This is a genomic window from Lactococcus fujiensis JCM 16395, from assembly GCF_002441655.1.
Taxonomy (GTDB): domain Bacteria; phylum Bacillota; class Bacilli; order Lactobacillales; family Streptococcaceae; genus Lactococcus; species Lactococcus fujiensis.
On the sequence record NZ_JXJU01000004.1, the window covers coordinates 23,336 to 42,849 of the forward strand.

Annotated in this window: 15 protein-coding genes; 4 read left to right on the plus strand and 11 right to left on the minus strand. The window is 38.6% G+C overall.

The features are described 5' to 3' along the window. Positions 1-86 precede the first annotated feature (86 nt). The 3 genes from RT41_RS04085 to RT41_RS04095 form a co-directional block, all read right to left on the minus strand. Entirely contained in the window at positions 87-404 is a 318-nt protein-coding gene (locus tag RT41_RS04085) for an MGMT family protein (protein WP_054639751.1), read from the minus strand. After that, complete coding sequence (gene pepO, locus RT41_RS04090) at positions 398-2,281, minus strand: endopeptidase PepO (protein ID WP_096817663.1); 1,884 nt, start codon at positions 2,279-2,281, stop codon at positions 398-400. Before pepO ends, RT41_RS04085 begins: the two co-directional genes overlap by 7 nt. 72 nt (positions 2,282-2,353) lie before the next feature. After that, on the minus strand, positions 2,354-4,021 hold the full coding sequence (locus RT41_RS04095; protein ID WP_096817665.1) for a putative polysaccharide biosynthesis protein: 1,668 nt from the start codon (positions 4,019-4,021) through the stop codon (positions 2,354-2,356). Between the two features lie 55 nt (positions 4,022-4,076). Here RT41_RS04095 and RT41_RS04100 point away from each other — a divergent pair, with 55 nt between their 5' ends. Then, positions 4,077-5,528, plus strand: a complete 1,452-nt coding sequence (locus tag RT41_RS04100; protein ID WP_096817666.1) for a UDP-N-acetylmuramoyl-L-alanyl-D-glutamate--L-lysine ligase — start codon at positions 4,077-4,079, stop codon at positions 5,526-5,528. A gap of 86 nt (positions 5,529-5,614) precedes the next feature. Continuing rightward, the gene (recQ, locus tag RT41_RS04105) at positions 5,615-7,390 is read left to right on the plus strand and encodes a DNA helicase RecQ (protein ID WP_096817667.1); all 1,776 of its coding nucleotides are present in this window, start codon (positions 5,615-5,617) and stop codon (positions 7,388-7,390) included. Positions 7,391-7,420: 30 nt separating this feature from the next. Here recQ and yjeM read toward each other — a convergent pair whose 3' ends face one another. From yjeM to pflA, 5 genes are all read right to left on the minus strand, one after another. Then, the gene (gene yjeM / locus RT41_RS04110) at positions 7,421-8,905 is read right to left on the minus strand and encodes a glutamate/gamma-aminobutyrate family transporter YjeM (RefSeq protein ID WP_096817668.1); all 1,485 of its coding nucleotides are present in this window, start codon (positions 8,903-8,905) and stop codon (positions 7,421-7,423) included. 176 nt (positions 8,906-9,081) lie between these two features. Further along, positions 9,082-10,323, minus strand: coding sequence for a peptidase T (pepT, locus tag RT41_RS04115; protein WP_096817670.1), 1,242 nt, complete (start codon positions 10,321-10,323; stop codon positions 9,082-9,084). Between the two features lie 107 nt (positions 10,324-10,430). Continuing rightward, complete coding sequence (locus RT41_RS04120; protein WP_054639750.1) at positions 10,431-11,219, minus strand: DUF1803 domain-containing protein; 789 nt, start codon at positions 11,217-11,219, stop codon at positions 10,431-10,433. Then, positions 11,212-12,156, minus strand: a complete 945-nt coding sequence (locus tag RT41_RS04125) for a manganese-dependent inorganic pyrophosphatase (protein ID WP_054639749.1) — start codon at positions 12,154-12,156, stop codon at positions 11,212-11,214. Before RT41_RS04125 ends, RT41_RS04120 begins: the two co-directional genes overlap by 8 nt. A 575-nt stretch (positions 12,157-12,731) precedes the next feature. Beyond that, the gene (gene pflA / locus RT41_RS04130; protein ID WP_054639759.1) at positions 12,732-13,514 is read right to left on the minus strand and encodes a pyruvate formate-lyase-activating protein; all 783 of its coding nucleotides are present in this window, start codon (positions 13,512-13,514) and stop codon (positions 12,732-12,734) included. 248 nt (positions 13,515-13,762) lie between these two features. Between pflA and gdhA the strand changes: the two genes are divergently transcribed. Next, positions 13,763-15,115: an NADP-specific glutamate dehydrogenase gene (gdhA, locus tag RT41_RS04135; protein ID WP_054639748.1), complete on the plus strand. Its 1,353-nt coding sequence runs from the start codon at positions 13,763-13,765 to the stop codon at positions 15,113-15,115. A gap of 53 nt (positions 15,116-15,168) precedes the next feature. Here the strand turns inward: gdhA and tig are convergent, their stop codons facing one another. Beyond that, positions 15,169-16,452, minus strand: coding sequence for a trigger factor (gene tig / locus RT41_RS04140; RefSeq protein WP_096817671.1), 1,284 nt, complete (start codon positions 16,450-16,452; stop codon positions 15,169-15,171). A 251-nt stretch (positions 16,453-16,703) separates the two neighbouring features. Here tig and RT41_RS04145 point away from each other — a divergent pair, with 251 nt between their 5' ends. After that, complete coding sequence (locus tag RT41_RS04145; RefSeq protein WP_096817830.1) at positions 16,704-17,942, plus strand: MFS transporter; 1,239 nt, start codon at positions 16,704-16,706, stop codon at positions 17,940-17,942. Between the two features lie 7 nt (positions 17,943-17,949). Here the strand turns inward: RT41_RS04145 and RT41_RS04150 are convergent, their stop codons facing one another. Then, complete coding sequence (locus RT41_RS04150; RefSeq protein ID WP_054639747.1) at positions 17,950-18,138, minus strand: DNA-directed RNA polymerase subunit beta; 189 nt, start codon at positions 18,136-18,138, stop codon at positions 17,950-17,952. Beyond that, entirely contained in the window at positions 18,138-19,421 is a 1,284-nt protein-coding gene (murA, locus tag RT41_RS04155) for a UDP-N-acetylglucosamine 1-carboxyvinyltransferase (protein WP_054639746.1), read from the minus strand. The genes RT41_RS04150 and murA overlap by 1 nt, the downstream gene beginning before the upstream one ends. Positions 19,422-19,514 lie beyond the last annotated feature (93 nt).

A 19,514-nucleotide genomic window follows, 5' to 3' on the forward strand; every position in this document is an offset into this window, starting at 1 on the left:
ATTTTACCTAATGAATTTCAAAAATTTCCTGAATTTTAATCAACCTTTATGCTTTGTTATCCTTCAATTTTATTCAAAAAAGCTGACTAAAAGTCAGCTCTTTTTATGTTGATCTTACCGGTATCTGAAACTTCAACCCCTTCAAGGCAAAGCAAGCGAATTTGTTCGACCTTACCAGCTCCTGTCAAGCCAATTCGTCCATCCGCTCTGATCACTCGCCACCAAGGAAGTTCATACGTGTCAGAAAGACCATGCAAGGCTCTGGCAACTTGTCTGGCACCATTGATTAGACCAGCTCGCAAGGCAATATCACGGTAGGATGAAAATTGACCGTATGGGATTAACCTGATTTCCTGGATGATTTTCTGAGTTTCGGGCTTTAATTGATTGTAGTCTTTTACCATATCTTGACGCGATTTTCAGGTGCGCGATACATTTTGTCTGTACTGACCACGTCAAATATTTCATAAAATTCTTCAAGATTAGTTGGTGGAATGTTGGCACGGAGTTCGGCAGGTGCATGGACATCCATCGACAAAAGCATTTGTTGGAATTCAAGACTTGCTTTATTTCGCCAAATTCTTGCCCATTGACTAAAGAAATCTTCAAGGTTGACATCTGCCTCTTCTTTTGCGGCGGTCAGGGCTGCGGTAATTCCACCTTGATCAGCAATATTTTCTGAAACAATTAATTTTCCATTTGCTTTTCCGGCAGCAGTTTCAACACCATCAAATTCAGCAATCATTTCATCTTGTTTCTTTTCAAATGCAGCATAATCTTCATCGGTCCACCAACGATTCAAGTTCCCAAATTTGTCGAATTGAGCCCCATTATTATCAAAAGCATGAGAAATTTCATGAGCTATAACTGCACCGATTCCACCATAATTTTGTGATGTCGATTGTTCCAAACTATAAAATGGGGCTTGCAAAATGGCCGCTGGGAAGAATATAGAGTTTGAATCAGACGTATAATAGGCATTTACCATATGTGCTGGCATTTGCCATTCTTTCTTGTCCACTTCTTCAGCATACTTTTCATAATGACGGGCTGTTAATATTTCATCAAATTTCACGGCATCTTCGTAGAGCGTTCCGTCGGTTGTTTTCAAGCGACTGTAGTATTCAGGCAGTTGGTCGGGGTAAGCGATATTGACCGTAATTGCGTCCAGCTTTTCAATCGCCTTTTGACGTGTACCTTCACTAAGCCAGGTATTTGTACGGAGGCGGTTTTGATAAACTTTAATCATTTTATCAGTCATATTTTTTACATCGGCCTTGGCCTCATCACCAAAATATTTTTTACCGTAGTAAAGGCCAATCACTTGACTAAAATAGCTCTCAGCAACATCGAGTTGATGCTTCTCTTGCTTGCGAGGCTCTGCAACATTGGATAGTTTACGACTGAAAGCAGATCCTTTTACTCGTAAATCTTCAGACAAATAAGTCGTTGCTTTACGTGCTGCTTTAGCCAACATCCATGCTTTAATTAATGTCCAATTTGTTTCATTAACAAGATGATTAAATTGTTCATAGAAGCGTTCTTCAAAGACGATTACTTTTTCAGGCAATTCATGGATTAAGTTTTCAATGACTGAAACAAAATCAAGACTTTCAAGGTGACCGACAAATTCAGCACTGCTGACAGGGTGATACAATTCTGCATACTTAGCCCATTCTTCTGAAGTATTGGCTGACGGAACAAGCAGGGCATCGAATTTCACAGCGTTTTCTGCTATTTGTTCTGCGTTTTCTACTCCGAATGCCGAAAGAATTTCAGCCGAGTTCGTTTGCCAAAAATCGAGGAGTTCAGCTTTACGTGGATGTCCTTCCTCATAATAGGTAGTGTCTGGTAAGATAAGACCTGGGCCAGTCAGAACAAGGGCGTGATGAATGGCATCTTTCATATCAGATTCAATCGCCAAAGTGAATGGTAATGCGGCTTGTGAATGTAGAATTAAATCAGAAACGTGAGCCTTAAAATCCTCGAAGTCTTTTAAGTCTATAATTTTTTTCAATTCATTTATGACAGCTGAAAAATCATCTGAATTCCGTTTTTCCCATTGTCCAGCTTTCACATAAAATTTAATGGCTTCAAGTAATTCAGAATTCTGCGTTGGAAAATGAATTGACAAATCAGTCAAATCTTTAGTTAAATTTTTTTCGATTTCGAGAACTAATTCATCAAATGCTGAAATTCTAGGCTTATCAGCAGGGATTTCGGTTGTTTCGAGCCACTCTTTATTGACGGCTTCAAAAAGGTTGTCTTGAACTTTTGTCATAATAGTCTCCATTATTTATATTTTCTATATTATTCTCACAATTATAACATAAAAAGCCCCACAGGGCTTTTCTTAAATATGTAATTTACGGCGTAAACTTGTGCCTTTTGCGCCAAACCATTTTTCAAGCAAACCTAATTGGGCAGCGAGGTAAAGATAGACATAGAAACCTGCTCCACCACAAATTAGTACAAGGAGTGCCGAACCAGTCCGACTTGGTGTTTTGCCCACAACAAATCCCAAAATAAGCTCGAGTAGAACAACCACGATTGACATGATCAGTGTCAGCAAAGTAGCTCCCTGAATACCACGAATCGTATTTTTAATTGAAAAACGGGTCAACTGATGCAGTTTTTTGACGAAAAGATAGTCTCCAAAAAGGAATGCAATAGTCGTTGCTATCAATGGCCCATACGAATGGAAAAGCCATATTGCAGGAACTTGCAAGACTAATTTGGCCACTAACATTGCCACAAAAAAGCGCATCGCTAATCTTTTATGATCCATTACCGTTAACGGTGGGTAGACTAACATATAAAGTCCTAAAAGGAAACTTTGCAACACAGTAAAGACAAACAAGGCAATTTGGAAAGATGAGGGAACCTGATAAAAGAGGGTGTAGATTGGCTTTGTCAGTAAGGACATTCCCACAATGGCAGGTAACATAAATCCGACATAAAGTTGAAAATTATACCCTACAAGAGCTGCAAGTGCATGGCGGTTTCCTTTGACGTAATGTTCAGTGATTAAAGGGTCTGATACTGAGCCTAAAGTCAAAGCAACCCCAAGTAACAACAATGTTAGTTTATCAGTGTTAGCAGAAAAGTAAGAGAGGAAGTCCATCAATGTACTGTGACTAAAACTCGTAAACATCGGCATAAAATGCATAAATGTTGAATTATCAATCAAACGGAATACTTGTGTTGCCGACCCTAAAACGATGAAAGGAACGGCCGTACGCATCGTATCACGGAGCACTTGTATCGAATTAATTTTAGTCTTGGATGGACCAGGATGCAACAGGTGATGCAGATTTCCTGATTTCCAAAGATAAAATAGTAAAACCAGATACGAAGCGACCATGCCGACAAAAGCTGCAAAAGTGGATTGCGTCACAGCATTTTGCCAATTATGAGAGCCTAATTTCATGATTGCAAAAGCTGTGACGAGCATCCAAATAATTCGGATAACTTGTTCACAAAGTTGACTCATGGCATAGGCTTTCATTTGATTAAGCCCTTGGAAATAGCCTCGAATAACAGACATCGATGGGAATAGTAAGATGGCCAGAGATAAACTTCTAATCACTGGTACGAGTGCCTCTTTTCCACCAAGAATATTGGCGAGCGGCACAGCGAAAACTGACATAATGACAGCGAAAATAACACCTAAAACAGTCATTACAGCAAGCATTTGCCGAACGAGTCGATAGCCCATGTTGTAATCACCTAGCGTGTTATAACGAGCGACTTCACGCGCCACAGCAGATGGGATCCCTACTGTTGAAACGAGCAAAAAGAGGGCGTAAATATTATAACCCATGCTATACAGTGCATTGGCTTGATTTCCTGCCGCTCCCATCCAGGCATACCAAGGAATGATATAAATAACCCCTAGTACTTTCCCTATCATATCGGCCCCAGTTCGCCAAGCCGTACCCGAAAGCATTTGGGCTTTTGCTTTATCAGCACCCGTTTTCATATTTTTTTGTGGTTTTTTATGCTGTTCGATATTTTCCATTTCTCTATTTTACCTTAATTTAGCTTTTTTTGGAAGAAAATATTATAATAAACACATGATAAGTTTACTACAAATTTTACAAATCCTGAAGAAAGATAACAATTTTCGTGAAATTGTCTTTGAGGGAGAATATTATTATCAATGGGATCAAGCGGTTGAATTTGCCAATCTTTCCTATGATAGTCGCGCCTGCGATTCAGAAACTTTATTTTTTGCAAAAGGAATCAATTTTAAAGGCGAATATTTGTCAGGTTTAGACGTGCCATTCTATATTAGTGAGGTAGATTATGAGGTAGATTTACCCGCAATCATCGTAAGTAATGTCAAACGAGCCCTGTCACTTATCGCACAAGCCTTTTATGATTATCCACAAAATAAATTAACAACATTAGCTATAACAGGTACGAAAGGTAAGACAACATCAGCCTATTTTGCCAAGTCTATTTTGGACGAAATGAACGACAATAAGACGGCACTCCTTTCAACTGCCCAAACGACTCTAGATGGTCAAAATTATTTCAAATCAGAACTGACCACTCCAGAAAGTCTAGATTTGATGAAAATGATGGCAACCGCTGTTAGTAATGGTATGACACACCTCGTTATGGAAGTTTCGAGTCAAGCCTATAAAACAGAAAGAGTCTACGGCTTAGATTTTGACGTAGCAGGCTTTACTAATTTCTTCCCCGACCATATTGGTAAAAACGAGCATCCAACAATGGAAGACTATTTCTATTGTAAGAGTCAACTCATTGAACACGCCAGTTATTTTGTCGCGAATCATGAAATGAGCCACTTCAATCTGGTTGAACAAAAACTCGCCGCGTTTGGTGTTCCAGCTGATTTTTATGGGGCTGGGTCAGATAACACCATTATCCAATCTGATCAATTTCATTTTGAGACATCAGGGAAAGTTGGATCAGCATTTGACATCCGACTTTTGGGCCGTTTCAATCAAGAAAATGCCTTGGCTACTGCTTTGATGACTTCACACTTGGGCGCAAGTCTTGAGCAAATAAAAGCTGGTCTTGCAAAAGCTGTTGTGCCAGGTCGAATGGAATTGTTAACTGCACGTAATGGGGCGCACATTTATGTTGACTATGCCCACAATGGTGTCTCTCTTGAGAATTTAGTTGGTGTGGTTGAAAGTCATCATTCTGGTAATCTCCAGCTTATTCTTGGTGCAACGGGAAATAAAGGTGAAAGTCGTCGGAAAGACTTTGGACAAGTTATTGAGAATCACAAACGTCTCAACGTTATTTTGACAACTGATGATTCTAATTATGAAGCCCCTTCTGTCATTGCTGACGAAATCAAAGCACACATTGACCGTAACGTTGATTTCATTCAAGATCGGGAATTGGCCATAAAAGAAGCCATTTCTCGTGTGTCTAATTCATCAGATGCGGTCATCATTGCTGGGAAAGGAACAGATAAATTTCAACTCTACATGGGTCAACGCGTTCCTTATATAGGCGATACCTCAGCTGCAGAAAAATATTTATAAAAATGACAAGAATGTTAAGCTTAAGCTTATCATTTTTTATACATTTGAAGTGAATTTTTAAATTATATTACGTATAATAAAGAGACATGAATTTAGAACAAGCATTAAAGGACCACTTCGGGTATGAAACTTTCCGAACGGGTCAAAAACAGATTATTGAACAAGTTTTAGCAGGCAAAGATACACTGGGTATTTTACCTACAGGGGCAGGAAAATCAATTTGCTATCAGCTCCCTGCGCTTCTATTAGATGGATTGACCTTAGTTATCTCTCCTCTGATTTCACTCATGAAAGATCAAGTTGATTCACTCAACATTGAGGGGATTCCAGCAACTTATATCAATTCTACGGTTAATGAATTTGAAACACAAATCCGCTTAAATCAAGTGGCTAGTGGTGAAATAAAACTTTTATTTATTGCACCTGAACGTTTCGAAATCAGTTCATTCAATCAATTTTTAAAAAGATTACCGATCGCTTTAGTTGCCGTTGATGAGGCACACTGCATTAGTCAATGGGGACATGATTTCCGTCCATCTTATGTCGAATTTGCTAAACATTTGAGCGACTTACCCACGCATCCAACGCTCTTAGCTTTGACCGCTACAGCAACGCCTGCTGTCAGTGCTGACATTCAAAAGCTGTTGGAAATCCCTGTCGATCAGACCGTTCAAACAGGTTTTCTCCGAGAAAACCTACGTTTTGAAGTGGTAAAAGGGCAAGACAAGCGGGCTTTTTTGAAAAAATATTTAAAACAACACACTGATCAATCTGGTATCATTTACGCCAGCACGCGTAAAGAAGTTGAACAACTTTGCGAAGCACTTATTAAAGCAAAGATAAAAGCAACGATGTATCATGCTGGTCTGTCTGAAAAAGAGCGCCAAGAAAATCAAGAGGCTTTCCTTTTTGATGAACGTCCGATTATGGTGGCGACTAATGCTTTTGGAATGGGAATCAATAAGAGTAACGTTCGATTCGTCATTCATTATGCTATTCCATCAACCATGGAAGCCTATTATCAAGAAGCAGGCCGTGCCGGTCGTGATGGACTTCCATCAGATGCCATTTTATTCTATTCGCCAAACGATGCACGCTTACGTGCCTATTTCATTGAACAGTCTGAATCAGATCAACGACATAAAGCAAATGAATATGACAAGCTTCGGCAGATGCAAGCTTATGCCAATTGCGAAACTTGTTTACAACGATTCATTTTGCAATATTTTGGAGACGACGGCGAGGACTGTCACAAATGTCAAAACTGCCTTGACGAACGCGACCAACAAGATATAACGATCGATACACAAAAGGTCTTGTCTTGTGTCATCCGAATGAAAGAAAGATTTGGAAAAACAACAGTTGCACAAGTTCTAGTGGGGTCAAAAAGTAAGGGACTCGCAAATTGGAATTTTGATCAGCTCTCCACTTATGGCATTATGAAAGGAACGTCTCAAAAATCAATAAGTGAATTAATTGATTTCCTGACGGCTGAGAATTACCTTAAAATCAGTACTGGAAAATTTCCCTTACTTTCTGTTTCACAAAAAGGCACAAAAGTTTTGCGCAGTGAATTAAATGTTTTTCGTAAATCGACGCTCATCAAAACGGTCAGCTCAAAAGAAAATTCGACATATTCAGAAACTAATTTTGAAGCACTCCGCCAATTAAGATTAGAAATTGCTAAATCAGAAAACGTTCCACCATTCATGATTTTTTCAGATGCGAGTCTACGTGATATGAGTGCCATTTTACCTCAAAACGAAGAGGAATTCTTACTAGTCTCTGGAGTGGGACCCGTCAAATTGAAAAAATATGGACGCCCCTTCTTAACTAAAATTTCTGAAATAAAAAAAAACTGAGTTCATTCAGTTCTTTTTTATTTCGTAAATCTATTTTTTCTTAATGTATGCACGCATCATCAAGTATGCGATTAAACCAAATACTACGGGTCCGGCAATCATTGATAAAACATCCGTTGCTGCAGTTGGAGAATGTTGAACAAGGGGTTGGATAATCGTAAAGAAATTAGCAGCTAGGACAACGAAGAGGACTAGCGTGGTTAAGAAATTAATTATTGCTTTTGACTTGAAAAAGACAACGGGTTTGGTAATCTTATCATTTCGCTTAAAGTACCAGTAGGCAATGACAATTAAGACATAAGGTAAAGTCATTGACACATTTGCCATATTGGTTAGCACAAGGAAAAATTGGCTCGCACCACCTTGCGACGTTAGAAAATTGAGCACAATGATTAAGGTCACAATGAAAAATTGAATCCACATAGCGAATTTAGGCATTCCTGCTTCATCCAATTCACCAATGCGACCTGGCCACAATTTTTTGGGGGTTCCAGTAATTATTTGTTTTATCGGGCTGTATGTTAATGTAAAGAATGCCCCCATATATGCCAGCAGCATTGAAAATCCGATATATCGGGCAAAGATGGCACCTAACAAGCTCGTTGCTGAACTGGACAAATGCAAGGCCATCCCTACTTGTTCACCGAGATGTTGAATCAAGAGATATGGAACAGTTCCCAAGTTCATTGATCCATCTTTGATGGCAGGTAACCAATCGTTATAATTTGTAAAGAAACCGACACTCAAAATGGCAATCGAATAACCGATTGAAATAATCAAAGCGGAAATAACGATTCCACGTGGAAAGTTCTTTTCTGGATTTTCTGTTTGGTCAACGAGTCCAGCGATTGATTCGACCCCACCATAAGCAAAAATAGCAAACACTAAGAAGGCGATAAAGGAAGTTGCTGAACCATCAAAAGTAGGATTAGGCGAAATAACAAAGGATGACCAATGAATTGGCGTTGCGGTATGACCGTTTAACACTAAAACAAGTAATGCTCCTAAAATCAAAACAACATTGAGGGATAAAACAGCAATTCCAGCAATAGATGTAAACTTTTTAATGGTATCGACACCTTTGGAAACCATAAAGGTTACAATTGCCATCCATGCAATCCCAGCAATCGAAATCCATAATGGCGATGGCATATGTGAAGAGCTTCCGAATATTAAGTTGACCAGTGGAATCAATATTTTATTGGCAACCGTCACCATCCAAATGACATAGGAAGCATACCACATGAAAGTACCAATAAAGGCAAACGTTGGATTGACAGCTTCCTCCATCCATGAATAAATTCCACCTTTTTCATTTTTGAAAGCAGAACCCATTTCAGTGACCATAAAAGCAAAGGGGAGGAAGAATAAAATTGCTCCGATGAGATACCATGGAATAGCTCCGTAGCCCATTTGGTAGAAGGCAACAGGAATATTTCCAAAGCCATATACCGTGGTAAAAATCATCAGTGATAATCCGGCTAGGGAAAGTTTTCCCTTCGTTCCTTTTGACATAATTTCTCCTTAAGTTAATCTAATCAGTATAATATATGTGTGATAATAATTTTATTATTCTAATTTGTCATTAGAAAATATAATAAGATATATTTGACTGAATATTTTAATTTTAAACCAAAGTAAGCCACCTCCTCAGGTGACTTACTTTTTATTCTTTTTTGATTGTGTTACAACTACTTAACAACTTTATTGTTCAATTTTAGGATTTCTAACAGGACATCCACTGCTTTTTCCATTGATTGCAAAGAAACAAATTCATAGCGTCCATGCATATTTTCCCCACCAGCAAACAGGTTAGGTGTAGGGAGTCCCATAAATGATATTTTAGACCCGTCTGTTCCACCACGAACAGGTTCAATTTTTGGAACAATGTCAAGATTTTCCATTGCTTCACGCGCAATATCAATGATGGACATGTCTTGTTCAATAATTTGAGCCATGTTGTAATATTGGTCTTTGACGACTGGTTTCACGCGATCTGAACCTAAATTCGCGTTCATTTTATCAGCAATTTCTTGCATTAAGGCTTTACGTGCTTCAAATTTTTCTTCCGCGTGATCACGGATAATGTATTGTGCACGTGCTTCTTCAACAGTCCCCTCTAGTTTTAGGAGGTGGAAGAACCCTTCACGTCCATCTGTTTTTTCAGGGCGATCTGTTTCAGGTAATTGAGCATGATAATCCATTGCTAATTGAAGCGCATTAACCATGATATCTTTAGCAGTTCCTGGGTGAACATTTTTACCTTGGAAGTCAATAACTGCACCAGCAGCAGAGAATGTTTCGTATTCCAATTCACCAAGTGGCCCACCATCAACGGTATAGGCAAAGTCAACATTAAAATCAGCTACATCAAAACGATCTGCCCCAGTGCCAATTTCTTCATCTGGTCCAAAACCAATACGGATTTCACCGTGCTCAAAGTCCGGGTTGATGTTCAATAGATAATCAGCTAAAGTCATAATCTCAGCCACGCCAGATTTATCATCGGAACCTAGCAATGTTGTACCATCCGTGTGAATTAGCGTTTGACCTTCGTAATTCTTCAAATTAGGAAATTCAGCCGGGTCAAGTTTGAAGCCCGATGTTCCCAATTCGATGACAGATTTTCCATCGTAATTTTCAAGAATTTGAGGATTGACACCTTCAGCATTAAAATCTGCCGTATCCATGTGAGCAATCAAGCCAATTTTACGAACCTTTTTATCAGTTGTTGCTGGAATTGTTCCAACAACATAACCATTACTTTCGAGATAATGAACATCTTGAACTCCGATTGATTTCATTTCTTCACCCATTTTATGAGCGAATTCGACAAGTGCCGGAACTGAAGGTACAGTTGTTGAATTTTCATCCGAACGTGTGTTTACTTTCACATATTCAATGAAGCGTGGCAAAAGTTTTTCATATTTCATTTGTTTTCTCCAAATCTAATAGTATTATTATACCAAAAAAAGTTAATTCATGATGTCGATAAATTAGTCAATGAGGGGAGGAATGTAGTAATTCTAAAATTTTCTCATCAATCCAAATTTGTTGCTTCATCAAGTGAAATAAAATTGTTGATATTTGTTTGTTGTGTCAGTTGTGCCTTAATAAACATTTCTGCATCATCGAAATCAACACGGGGGATTTCTTGCTCTGAAAATACGATATGAGTAGTAAATTCATTTTCACTAGAGGCGTTGATATAGCCATATTTTTCAAGTACACGGACAAAAATATCCGGGTGTTTCTTGACTACTTTTTTATTCTTAAATTTAAGCAAAAATGTCGTCATATATTTCAAAACATATTCTGGATCGGCATCCCCCATAATTTGATAGACTTCCCGTTCAAGTGGGCTCAAATTCAAATTTTCTGAAATCTTAAAGAAATAATTCGCAAGAGTATCCGTCTCGCAATCGAATCGACTTGTCAAATGTAGCACAACTGAGTTCGTTTCATTTCGAAGTTCCTGATAAACGTAAGTTTCATCTAAACGTTGAGCCAAGTGACTGTCAGCTCGGACAAAAAAAGGTTGAACAAAATAATTTCGCTGTGCTGGCTGACTTGTCAGTGCTGACCAATCAATGTCATCGTCTCCAAAAATTTGCCCCCCTAATCGATAACGTCGATCTTGACGGATAATCAAACCTGCTTTGATGTATTTATCTAATTGGCGATCTAAATTTTCTTCTACGGCATCGAACGCGCGATGAATCTGTCTCAAATTAACATCTTCATTCGCCATCAAAAAGGCAATAAGAAGTTTGAAAAACGGCTGACGGGTCAGTCGATTTTCATTATATATTTTAATTTGCTTAAACATTAAAACTTTCAGTCAGTTGTGGTACGACTTGTTTCTTACGTGAAACAGCACCAGCAAGAAAGGCGTGGTCATTTTCAAGTTTAAAGTTAAATGCAGCTTCAACCTTATCCATGTCATAACCCAATGCGAGAATTTCTGAATTTGAATTTACAATATCAGTTATCATGAATACGAAATCGTCAAATCCTCCAGCTGTCATATAAGCATTGACTGCAGCTTTGATCTCATCAAGACGCGCCAAAACTTCAGGAATATCAACTGTATTCACTTGTGCAACACGTACTTTTTTACCATTCAATTCAAATGTTTTCGCATCGATATCAATAAGTTCTTCTGCTGTTTTGGAAGCCAAATTTGTACCAGCCTTGAGCATAGCGAGGCCGTATTCTTCGAGGTTGACACCAGCAATTTTAGCGAGTTCCTCAGCAACATGAAAATCTGTTGGATGAGTTGTAGGTGATTTCAAAAGTAAAGTATCTGAAATCAAACCTGAAAGCATCATCCCTGCAAGTGCTTTAGGGATTTCAACACCCTCTTCAAGGAACTTACGGTAAACGATTGATGATGCAGAACCGACTGGTTCTACTGTCATAAATAATGGCATTGCAGTTTGGAAATTAGCAACACGGTGGTGGTCAACAACACCCATAATCGTTACATCTTCAATATCAGAGATTGATTGTTGGAATTCGTTGTGGTCAGTCAAGATTACTGTATCAACGCCTTCTTCTTTTGCTGATTTTACAATACGTGGAAGTTCAAGCCCAAAAGTATCAAGTGCAAATTGTGTTTCTTCATTGGCTGGACCAAGCGCTACAACTTCTGTATTCAATTTCACATGTTTACGGTGATTTGATAGATAGCTAAAGGACATTGATGAACCGATAGCATCAGTGTCTGGTTTTTGGTGACCAAATACAAGAATTTTGTCTGACATTTGTTATTACCTCTTTTTTAATTATATTCGACCCCATTATATCAAAAAAACGTTGGAATTTCACACTTAGGTTTTACAAAAAGACAGATTCCACCTCATCTCATTCCTCCTTCAAAGGCTTCACTGAACAAAATTGAATGGTAAAAAAAATTAATCTACCAGATAATGCTTGATAAAATATTTTTTCGAAACAACTTTTCCGTTTTTCCAATCGAGATCCCCCCTTGTCAGCAATGACAAATTGTCCAAATCCGCCTGCATAACCGCCAATATTCCCGCGCTAATCCAGCCCCTAAAATCGTACCGGTAGATGGTTTAACAAAAGCCATCCGTATGCGGAATCGATTTTATGTTCCAACAAACAAGGCTCGATTAATATCTCAATAACCCAGTACGGTCTCTCCTGTATTACTAATTTGCCAAACTGCTACATTCTTTCCCTTATGAATTACATTCATCATAATCCTCCAGTAGATTTGCCTCAATTATCAAGTCTATCCCACCTCCAACTATTTTTCTCATCCTTGAAACCGTTAGACAGGATAAAAAAACTGTCCAAATTGACAGCTTCATTTTTAGCTAATTCGTTCAAGATAATCTTGATAGGTTTCGGTATTCATCAATTCTTTTGCATTGTGTACACGAGCGTTTGTTGGTGGCTGTACACCGTCGAGCTGATACTTCCAACCCAATTCTCGCCACTTAAATTCACCCATTGTATGGTATGGCAATATTTCAAATTTCAAGACATTCTTTAATGTTTTTACAAACTTTCCTAATTCTATCAAATCATCGTCAAAATCAGATTCACCTGGAACAAGGACATGACGTACCCACATCGCCTTATCATGATCTGATAAATATTGTGCAAATTCAAGAATATTATCCACTTTATTTGCTGTCAACTTCTTATGCCGTTCGGGATTGATTTCTTTCAAATCTAACAACACCAAATCCGTCACAGCCAACAGTTCATCAATGTGTTCAGTCACGTATGGATCAGTATTAAAAGGTTGACCAGCTGTATCTAGTGTGGTGTGGATACCAAGTTCATGAGCGTATTTAAATAGGGCTGTCACAAAATCTATTTGCAACAAGGCTTCGCCGCCAGAAACTGTAATTCCCCCTTTCGTTCCCCAAAAGCCTTGGAAACGACGTGCTTCATTCATAACATCTTCAACAGTTCTTTCGGTCGCTTTGTCTGATTTCATTGCCCATGTATCCGGATTGTGGCAGTACTTACAGCGCATCCTACAACCTTGCACGAAGACAACAAAACGAACTCCTGGCCCGTCCACTGTCCCAAAGGTCTCAGTTGAATGTATTAATCCTGTTACTTGTTTATAATCTTCGACCATCTCAAACTCCACTTCTTTTACAGAATCTGTCAGCATTGACAAGCTCATTTTGTTTTCGCGAGATAAAGTTAAAAAATTCACAACCTTACAAGTTTTATTTTACTACAAAGTAAGCATTTTCGCAACATATATCCAAAAAATTTTTATAAATTAATTTCACGATCTTCCACAAAATAACATATCACTTGACAATAATATTCAGAAAATTTATAATATTTAAGACGAAACCAGAATTCAAAGGAGAAAACATGACAATAAATGGACAAGAATATGTAAAGACCGTTCTTACTAATGTGGAACAACAAAATCCCCATGAAACTGAATTTTTACAAGCTGTAAGGGAAGTATTTGAATCACTCACACCCGTTTTTGACAAATATCCACAATACGTAAAAGAAAATTTATTGGCCCGTTTAATCGAACCTGAACGCATTATCTCTTTTCGTGTCCCTTGGGTAGACGACAAAGGAAAGGTTCAAGTCAATCGGGGTTACCGGGTCCAATATTCCTCAGCAATTGGCCCTTACAAGGGGGGTTTGCGTTTCCATCCTTCAGTCAATCAATCCATTGTAAAATTCCTTGGCTTTGAACAAATTTTTAAGAATGCTTTAACAGGGCAGCCGATTGGTGGTGGTAAAGGGGGCTCTAATTTCGACCCTAAAGGAAAATCCGACTTTGAAATCATGCGTTTTTGTCAAAGTTTCATGACGGAACTTCAAAAACATATTGGAGCTGACATTGATGTCCCTGCAGGTGATATCGGTGTCGGAGGTCGTGAGATTGGCTACTTATATGGTCAATACAAACGCCTTAATGGCTCCGTTTCTGGCATTTTGACTGGAAAAGGACTGACCTATGGAGGCTCGTTGACTCGTACTGAAGCAACTGGCTACGGTGCCGTCTATTTTGGACAAGAAATGTTGAAATCTATTGGTGAAACTTACCAAGACAAGACTGCTCTTGTTTCAGGATCAGGAAATGTGGCTATTTATGCGATTGAAAAGTTAACCCAATTAGGTGCAACCGTTGTAGCAGCATCAGACTCTTCTGGTTTTATTTACGATGCTGAGGGGATTCACCTTGAAACATTGAAACAGATTAAAGAAGTTGACCATGAACGCATTTCGAAATATGTCGAGCAGCATCCCAATGCCACATTTACAGAAGCCGGAGATAAAACTATTTGGTCAATTAAAACAGATTTAGCTTTTCCATGTGCAACGCAAAATGAACTTACAGCTGAGGATGCCAAAACATTAATTGCAAACGGAGTCATTGCCGTTGTTGAGGGTGCAAATATGCCTTCAACTAAAGTAGCCACTGAAATTTTCCAAGCTCATAAGATTCTCTTTGGCCCAGGAAAAGCAGCTAATGCAGGAGGAGTTGCTGTTTCAGCACTTGAAATGGCTCAAAATAGTAGTCGCGTGAGCTGGACATTTGATGAAGTTGATCAGAAACTACATGCGATTATGGAAGGGATATACAGTCAGGCGATTTCAGCAGCTGATGAATTCGGAAAACCGGGCGATCTTGTTTTTGGTGCGAATATCGCTGGCTTTCTAAAAGTAGCAGCCGCTATGTCTGCTCAAGGTATTGTTTAGATAAAAAAACAAGAAAAAAAGGCGGCCTTTAGGTCGTCTTTTTCGTTTTATCCTTATTTTACAACAGCAGTTGATGTAATCAAATCAACAGCTTTTTTCACAGCAATGTCATGTTTCAACATATCAATTGGTAAAAGTTGTTCAACTTGTTCTACAGGCATATTGTATTGTCCTGCCAAGTCTTCAATTTCAGATTTCACTTCTTCATCTGTTGTGTCGAAGTTTTCTGCAGCAGCGATTGCTTCAACCACCAAGTTCGTACGAACACGTTTGCCAGCATTTTCTTCATATTGTTTATGAAGATCATCTTCAGTTGTTCCAGTGATTTGGAAGTACATTTCTGGAGAAATTCCTTGTTGTTGCATTCCTCCGAGGAATTCGTTCATTGAACGGTGAACTTCTTCGTGGATCATTTCTTCAGGAACTTCTTCAATTGTTGCAGCAGCCACAGCAGCGTCAATAGCAGCTGTTTCTACAGCATCATCAAACGCTTCAGCTTTTTGATCAGTCAATTCTTTACGGAATTTTTCTTTCAATTCATCAAGTGTTTCAACTTCTTCGTCGATATCTTTAGCCAATTCATCATCAAGTTCAGGAACTTCTTTTGTTTTAACTTCATGGATAGTTGTAGCAAAGACAGCATCTTTACCAGCTAAATCAGCTGCTTGATAATCTTCAGGGAAAGTAACTTTAACTTCTACTTCATCACCTGCTTTTGTACCAACCAATTGTTCTTCAAAACCAGGAATGAATTGTCCACTACCAAGTTCAAGGCTGTGGTTAGTCGCTTTTCCGCCTTCAAATTCAACACCGTCAACTGATCCGTTAAAATCAATAACAACTGTGTCGCCATTTTCGGCAGCATCTTCTTTAACAACAAGCTCAGCAAGATTGTTTTGTGCAGCTTTAAGGCGCGCATCAACATCTTCTTCTGAAACTTCTTTAGATGCATCTACTGAAACTTCAAGGCCTTTGTAATCACCTAATTTAACTTCAGGTTTAACAACTACATCAGCTGTCAATTCCCAATCAGAACCTTTATCCAATTTCTTAACATCAATTTTTGGTTGTGAAACTGGTTCGATAGCAGCTTCTTTAACAGCAGCATCGTAAGCTTCTGGAAGAACAGCATTCAATGCTTCTTCGTACAATGCTTCTTCACCATACATACGGTTAAACATTTCGCGTGAAATTTTACCTTTACGGAAGCCAGGAACTGAGATATTGCCTTTTACTTTATTGAAAGCTTTGTCAAGACCTTTTTTGATTGTTTCTTGGTCGATTGAAAATGAAAGTGTACCATTATTAACACCAGTTTTTTCAAAACTTGCAGTCATTTATAGATTCTCCTTATTTTAGGGTATTTAACTTAATGGGTCAGCCGTATTCAGCTTCCCGACAATTTTTCATCCCTAGAATTTCATACCTTTCAAGAATAGCATAAAAAAGGCTTTATTTCAAGTCTTTACACCATTACTTTAAGAGATGAATCCCCTTTTTTATAATATAATAAGTGAATCCTAGTCTTATTATCATTGATAATGATTTAACTATTGACAATAGTTAGTATTTGTCCTATAATTATGAAATGAAGAAAAATACCAAAACACTCAGTATTGAGGCCGAAGCGAATCGAAACCTTGTCGTTCTTTGGTTTGGTGTATTTATTACAGGCATGGGCTTCTCAGCTTTTATGCCTTTTTTACCGCTTTACATCGAACAACTCGGTAATTTCTCGACCGATACTTTAAATATATTATCTAGTGTTACTTTCGCTATCTCTTTTGTAATGACAGCTATTATATCTCCTTATTGGGGGAAATTAGCTGATAAATATGGTCGTAAACCGATGCTTTTACGTGCTTCCCTCGGTATGGCTATTGTCATTAGCCTGATGGCTTTTGTGACTAATGTCTGGCAATTAATTATCTTACGTGCCTTGCAGGGACTTTTTGGCGGCTTCATATCTAATGCGACTGCATTAATTGCAACACAGACCCCCAAAAATAAGGCAGGACGAGCTCTAGGGATTATCGTTACAGGAACAACTTCTGGACAACTCATTGGTCCATTATTAGGCGGGATAATTTCATCCGCATTCTCATATCGTGGTACTTTCCTAATAACAGGAAGTCTATTGTTTATCGTTTTTATCCTTGTCTTAATTGCTGTCACTGAAAATCATAAGCCAAGCGACTTTATTCAAGGAAATACAAAAAAAGATCCACACCCCTTTAAACATTTGGCCAATAAGAATATGCTGATTGGAATGTTCATTACCACTATGGTCATTCAAATTGTCAATACATCAATCAATCCAATTATGGCCTTATTCGTCAGAGAGATTAACCACAGCAACGTGAGTACAACTTTATTGGTCGGTATTATTGCTGCTTTACCAGGAATTTCAACAATCATCGCAGCTCCCCGCTTTGGAAAACTCGGAGACAAAATTGGCCCTCAATATGTCTTGATCGCTGGCTTCATTTTAGCCTTTTTCGTTCAAATCCCAACGGCTTTTGTGAGTAGTATTTTGCTCCTCATGCTGCTTCGTTTCATGATTGGTATTTCTGATGCCACCATGCTCCCACAAATTAATGCCTTGCTGACTAAATCAACACCAAGTGAGATGACCAGTCGCATTTTTGCTTATAATCAATCGTTCATGTCAATGGGTGGTGTCATTGGTCCCCTCATGGGGGCTATCGTAGCCAATATTTGGGGCTATCGTGGAATTTTCATCACGGGTGCAATTTTTATACTCATCAATTTCGTTCATTTTCTGACCACATTGAAAGAAATGAATCCGAAAGAAAAAAAGGCCTAGGCCTTTTTTATTTCGGATTTAATTTAGAAAGGACATCATTCCAGAGTGATTGATCAAAAACACGAGTTGCATTTCCGCCTCCTAGAACACCATACCCTAGCATTAGACCTAAGACCGCAGCGGCAACCAACAAAATCAAAACGAGCAATAAAAGTGAAACTCTGACCCCTAAAAATTTTATGGTTCTCTTAAACATTAGTCTTCCTCATCTTCATCAGCCTTGACCCGGACAATATCTGCGCCAAGTGCTTTCAATTTTTCATGGAATTTATAATAACCGCGATCCAAATGATTTAGTTTGTGAACTTCCGTTTCTCCTTGAGCAACCAAGCCAAGTAAGATTAGAGCTGCTGAAGCACGTAAATCCGTTGATTTAACGATTGCTCCTTGTAAGTCTTTTGTTCCTTCAATAAGTGCTGAATTTCTTGTAATTTCGACATTTAAGCCCATACGACGCATTTCTTCAAGATGTTGGAAACGATTTTCAAATACAGTTTCAATCATCGTTGATTCCCCTTGAGCCACAGCTTGAGCTGCTGTCATTTGAGACTGCATATCCGTTGGGAAACCTGGATGGGGAAGTGTCTTAACCGTTGTTGCCTTAAGTCTTTTTGGCCCAATGACACGAATACCATTTTCTTCTTCAACAAATTGAACACCCATTTCTTTTAATTTAGAAATTAAGGGGCGATTGTGTTCGGAAAGGGCATCTTTAATCAAGACATTCCCTTGTGTCATTGCTGCAGCAACCATGAAAGTCCCTGCTTCAATTCGGTCTTGAACAACCGCATGTTCAGCGCCATGCATCACTTTCACACCTTTAATAATGATCGTGTCCGTACCAGCGCCCTTGACATTCGCACCCATTTTATTCAAAAGATTGGCTAAATCAACGATTTCTGGTTCACGCGCAGCATTTTCCAAAATCGTCGTTCCATCTGCAAGTGTTGCAGCCATCATCAAGTTTTGAGTTGCGCCAACTGAGGGGAAGTCCATATATATTTGGGCCCCTTTTAGGTGGTCAGCTTTAGCTTCAATATAACCTGCACTTTGTGTAATTTCGGCCCCCATCAATTCAAAACCTCGAAGATGTAAATCAATCGGACGAGAACCTATAGAACAACCGCCAGGCATCGATACACGGGCATGACCGTTACGTGCAAGAATTGGTCCCATTACAACAATTGAGGCACGCATTTTACTTACATACTCGTAAGGTGCTTTAATTTTAATTTCTTTACCGGTAATAGCTTGAATCGTTTTTGCTTCTTGATCAAAGTCTAAATCAACACCTAAGTGCTTAACCAAGTTATTCATCATAAAAACATCGCTCAAGATAGGCACATTGCTTAAAATTACCTCGCCTTCGCTTGGCAACAATGTCGCTGCCAACAACGGAAGAACTGCATTTTTAGCTCCTTCAATTTCAACTTCTCCTTGAAGCTTGGTGTGTCCACCTTTAACAATAATTTTATCCATCTTTAAATTCCCTTCAACATCTCAGGCTCATAGCCTTATTTCCATAATTACAATCCAGTCAACGCAAATTCTTAATTATTGTAATGGAAATAA

Bases quoted from the DNA above. Each gene is read 5' to 3' on its own strand.
- RT41_RS04085 (WP_054639751.1), bottom strand. From the start codon at position 404: ATGGTAAAAGACTACAATCAATTAAAGCCCGAAACTCAGAAAATCATC.
- pepO (WP_096817663.1), bottom strand. From the start codon at position 2,281: ATGACAAAAGTTCAAGACAACCTTTTTGAAGCCGTCAATAAAGAGTGG.
- RT41_RS04095 (WP_096817665.1), bottom strand. From the start codon at position 4,021: ATGGAAAATATCGAACAGCATAAAAAACCACAAAAAAATATGAAAACG.
- RT41_RS04100 (WP_096817666.1), top strand. From the start codon at position 4,077: ATGATAAGTTTACTACAAATTTTACAAATCCTGAAGAAAGATAACAAT.
- recQ (WP_096817667.1), top strand. From the start codon at position 5,615: ATGAATTTAGAACAAGCATTAAAGGACCACTTCGGGTATGAAACTTTC.
- yjeM (WP_096817668.1), bottom strand. From the start codon at position 8,905: ATGTCAAAAGGAACGAAGGGAAAACTTTCCCTAGCCGGATTATCACTG.
- pepT (WP_096817670.1), bottom strand. From the start codon at position 10,323: ATGAAATATGAAAAACTTTTGCCACGCTTCATTGAATATGTGAAAGTA.
- RT41_RS04120 (WP_054639750.1), bottom strand. From the start codon at position 11,219: ATGTTTAAGCAAATTAAAATATATAATGAAAATCGACTGACCCGTCAG.
- RT41_RS04125 (WP_054639749.1), bottom strand. From the start codon at position 12,156: ATGTCAGACAAAATTCTTGTATTTGGTCACCAAAAACCAGACACTGAT.
- pflA (WP_054639759.1), bottom strand. From the start codon at position 13,514: ATGGTCGAAGATTATAAACAAGTAACAGGATTAATACATTCAACTGAG.
- gdhA (WP_054639748.1), top strand. From the start codon at position 13,763: ATGACAATAAATGGACAAGAATATGTAAAGACCGTTCTTACTAATGTG.
- tig (WP_096817671.1), bottom strand. From the start codon at position 16,452: ATGACTGCAAGTTTTGAAAAAACTGGTGTTAATAATGGTACACTTTCA.
- RT41_RS04145 (WP_096817830.1), top strand. From the start codon at position 16,704: ATGAAGAAAAATACCAAAACACTCAGTATTGAGGCCGAAGCGAATCGA.
- RT41_RS04150 (WP_054639747.1), bottom strand. From the start codon at position 18,138: ATGTTTAAGAGAACCATAAAATTTTTAGGGGTCAGAGTTTCACTTTTA.
- murA (WP_054639746.1), bottom strand. From the start codon at position 19,421: ATGGATAAAATTATTGTTAAAGGTGGACACACCAAGCTTCAAGGAGAA.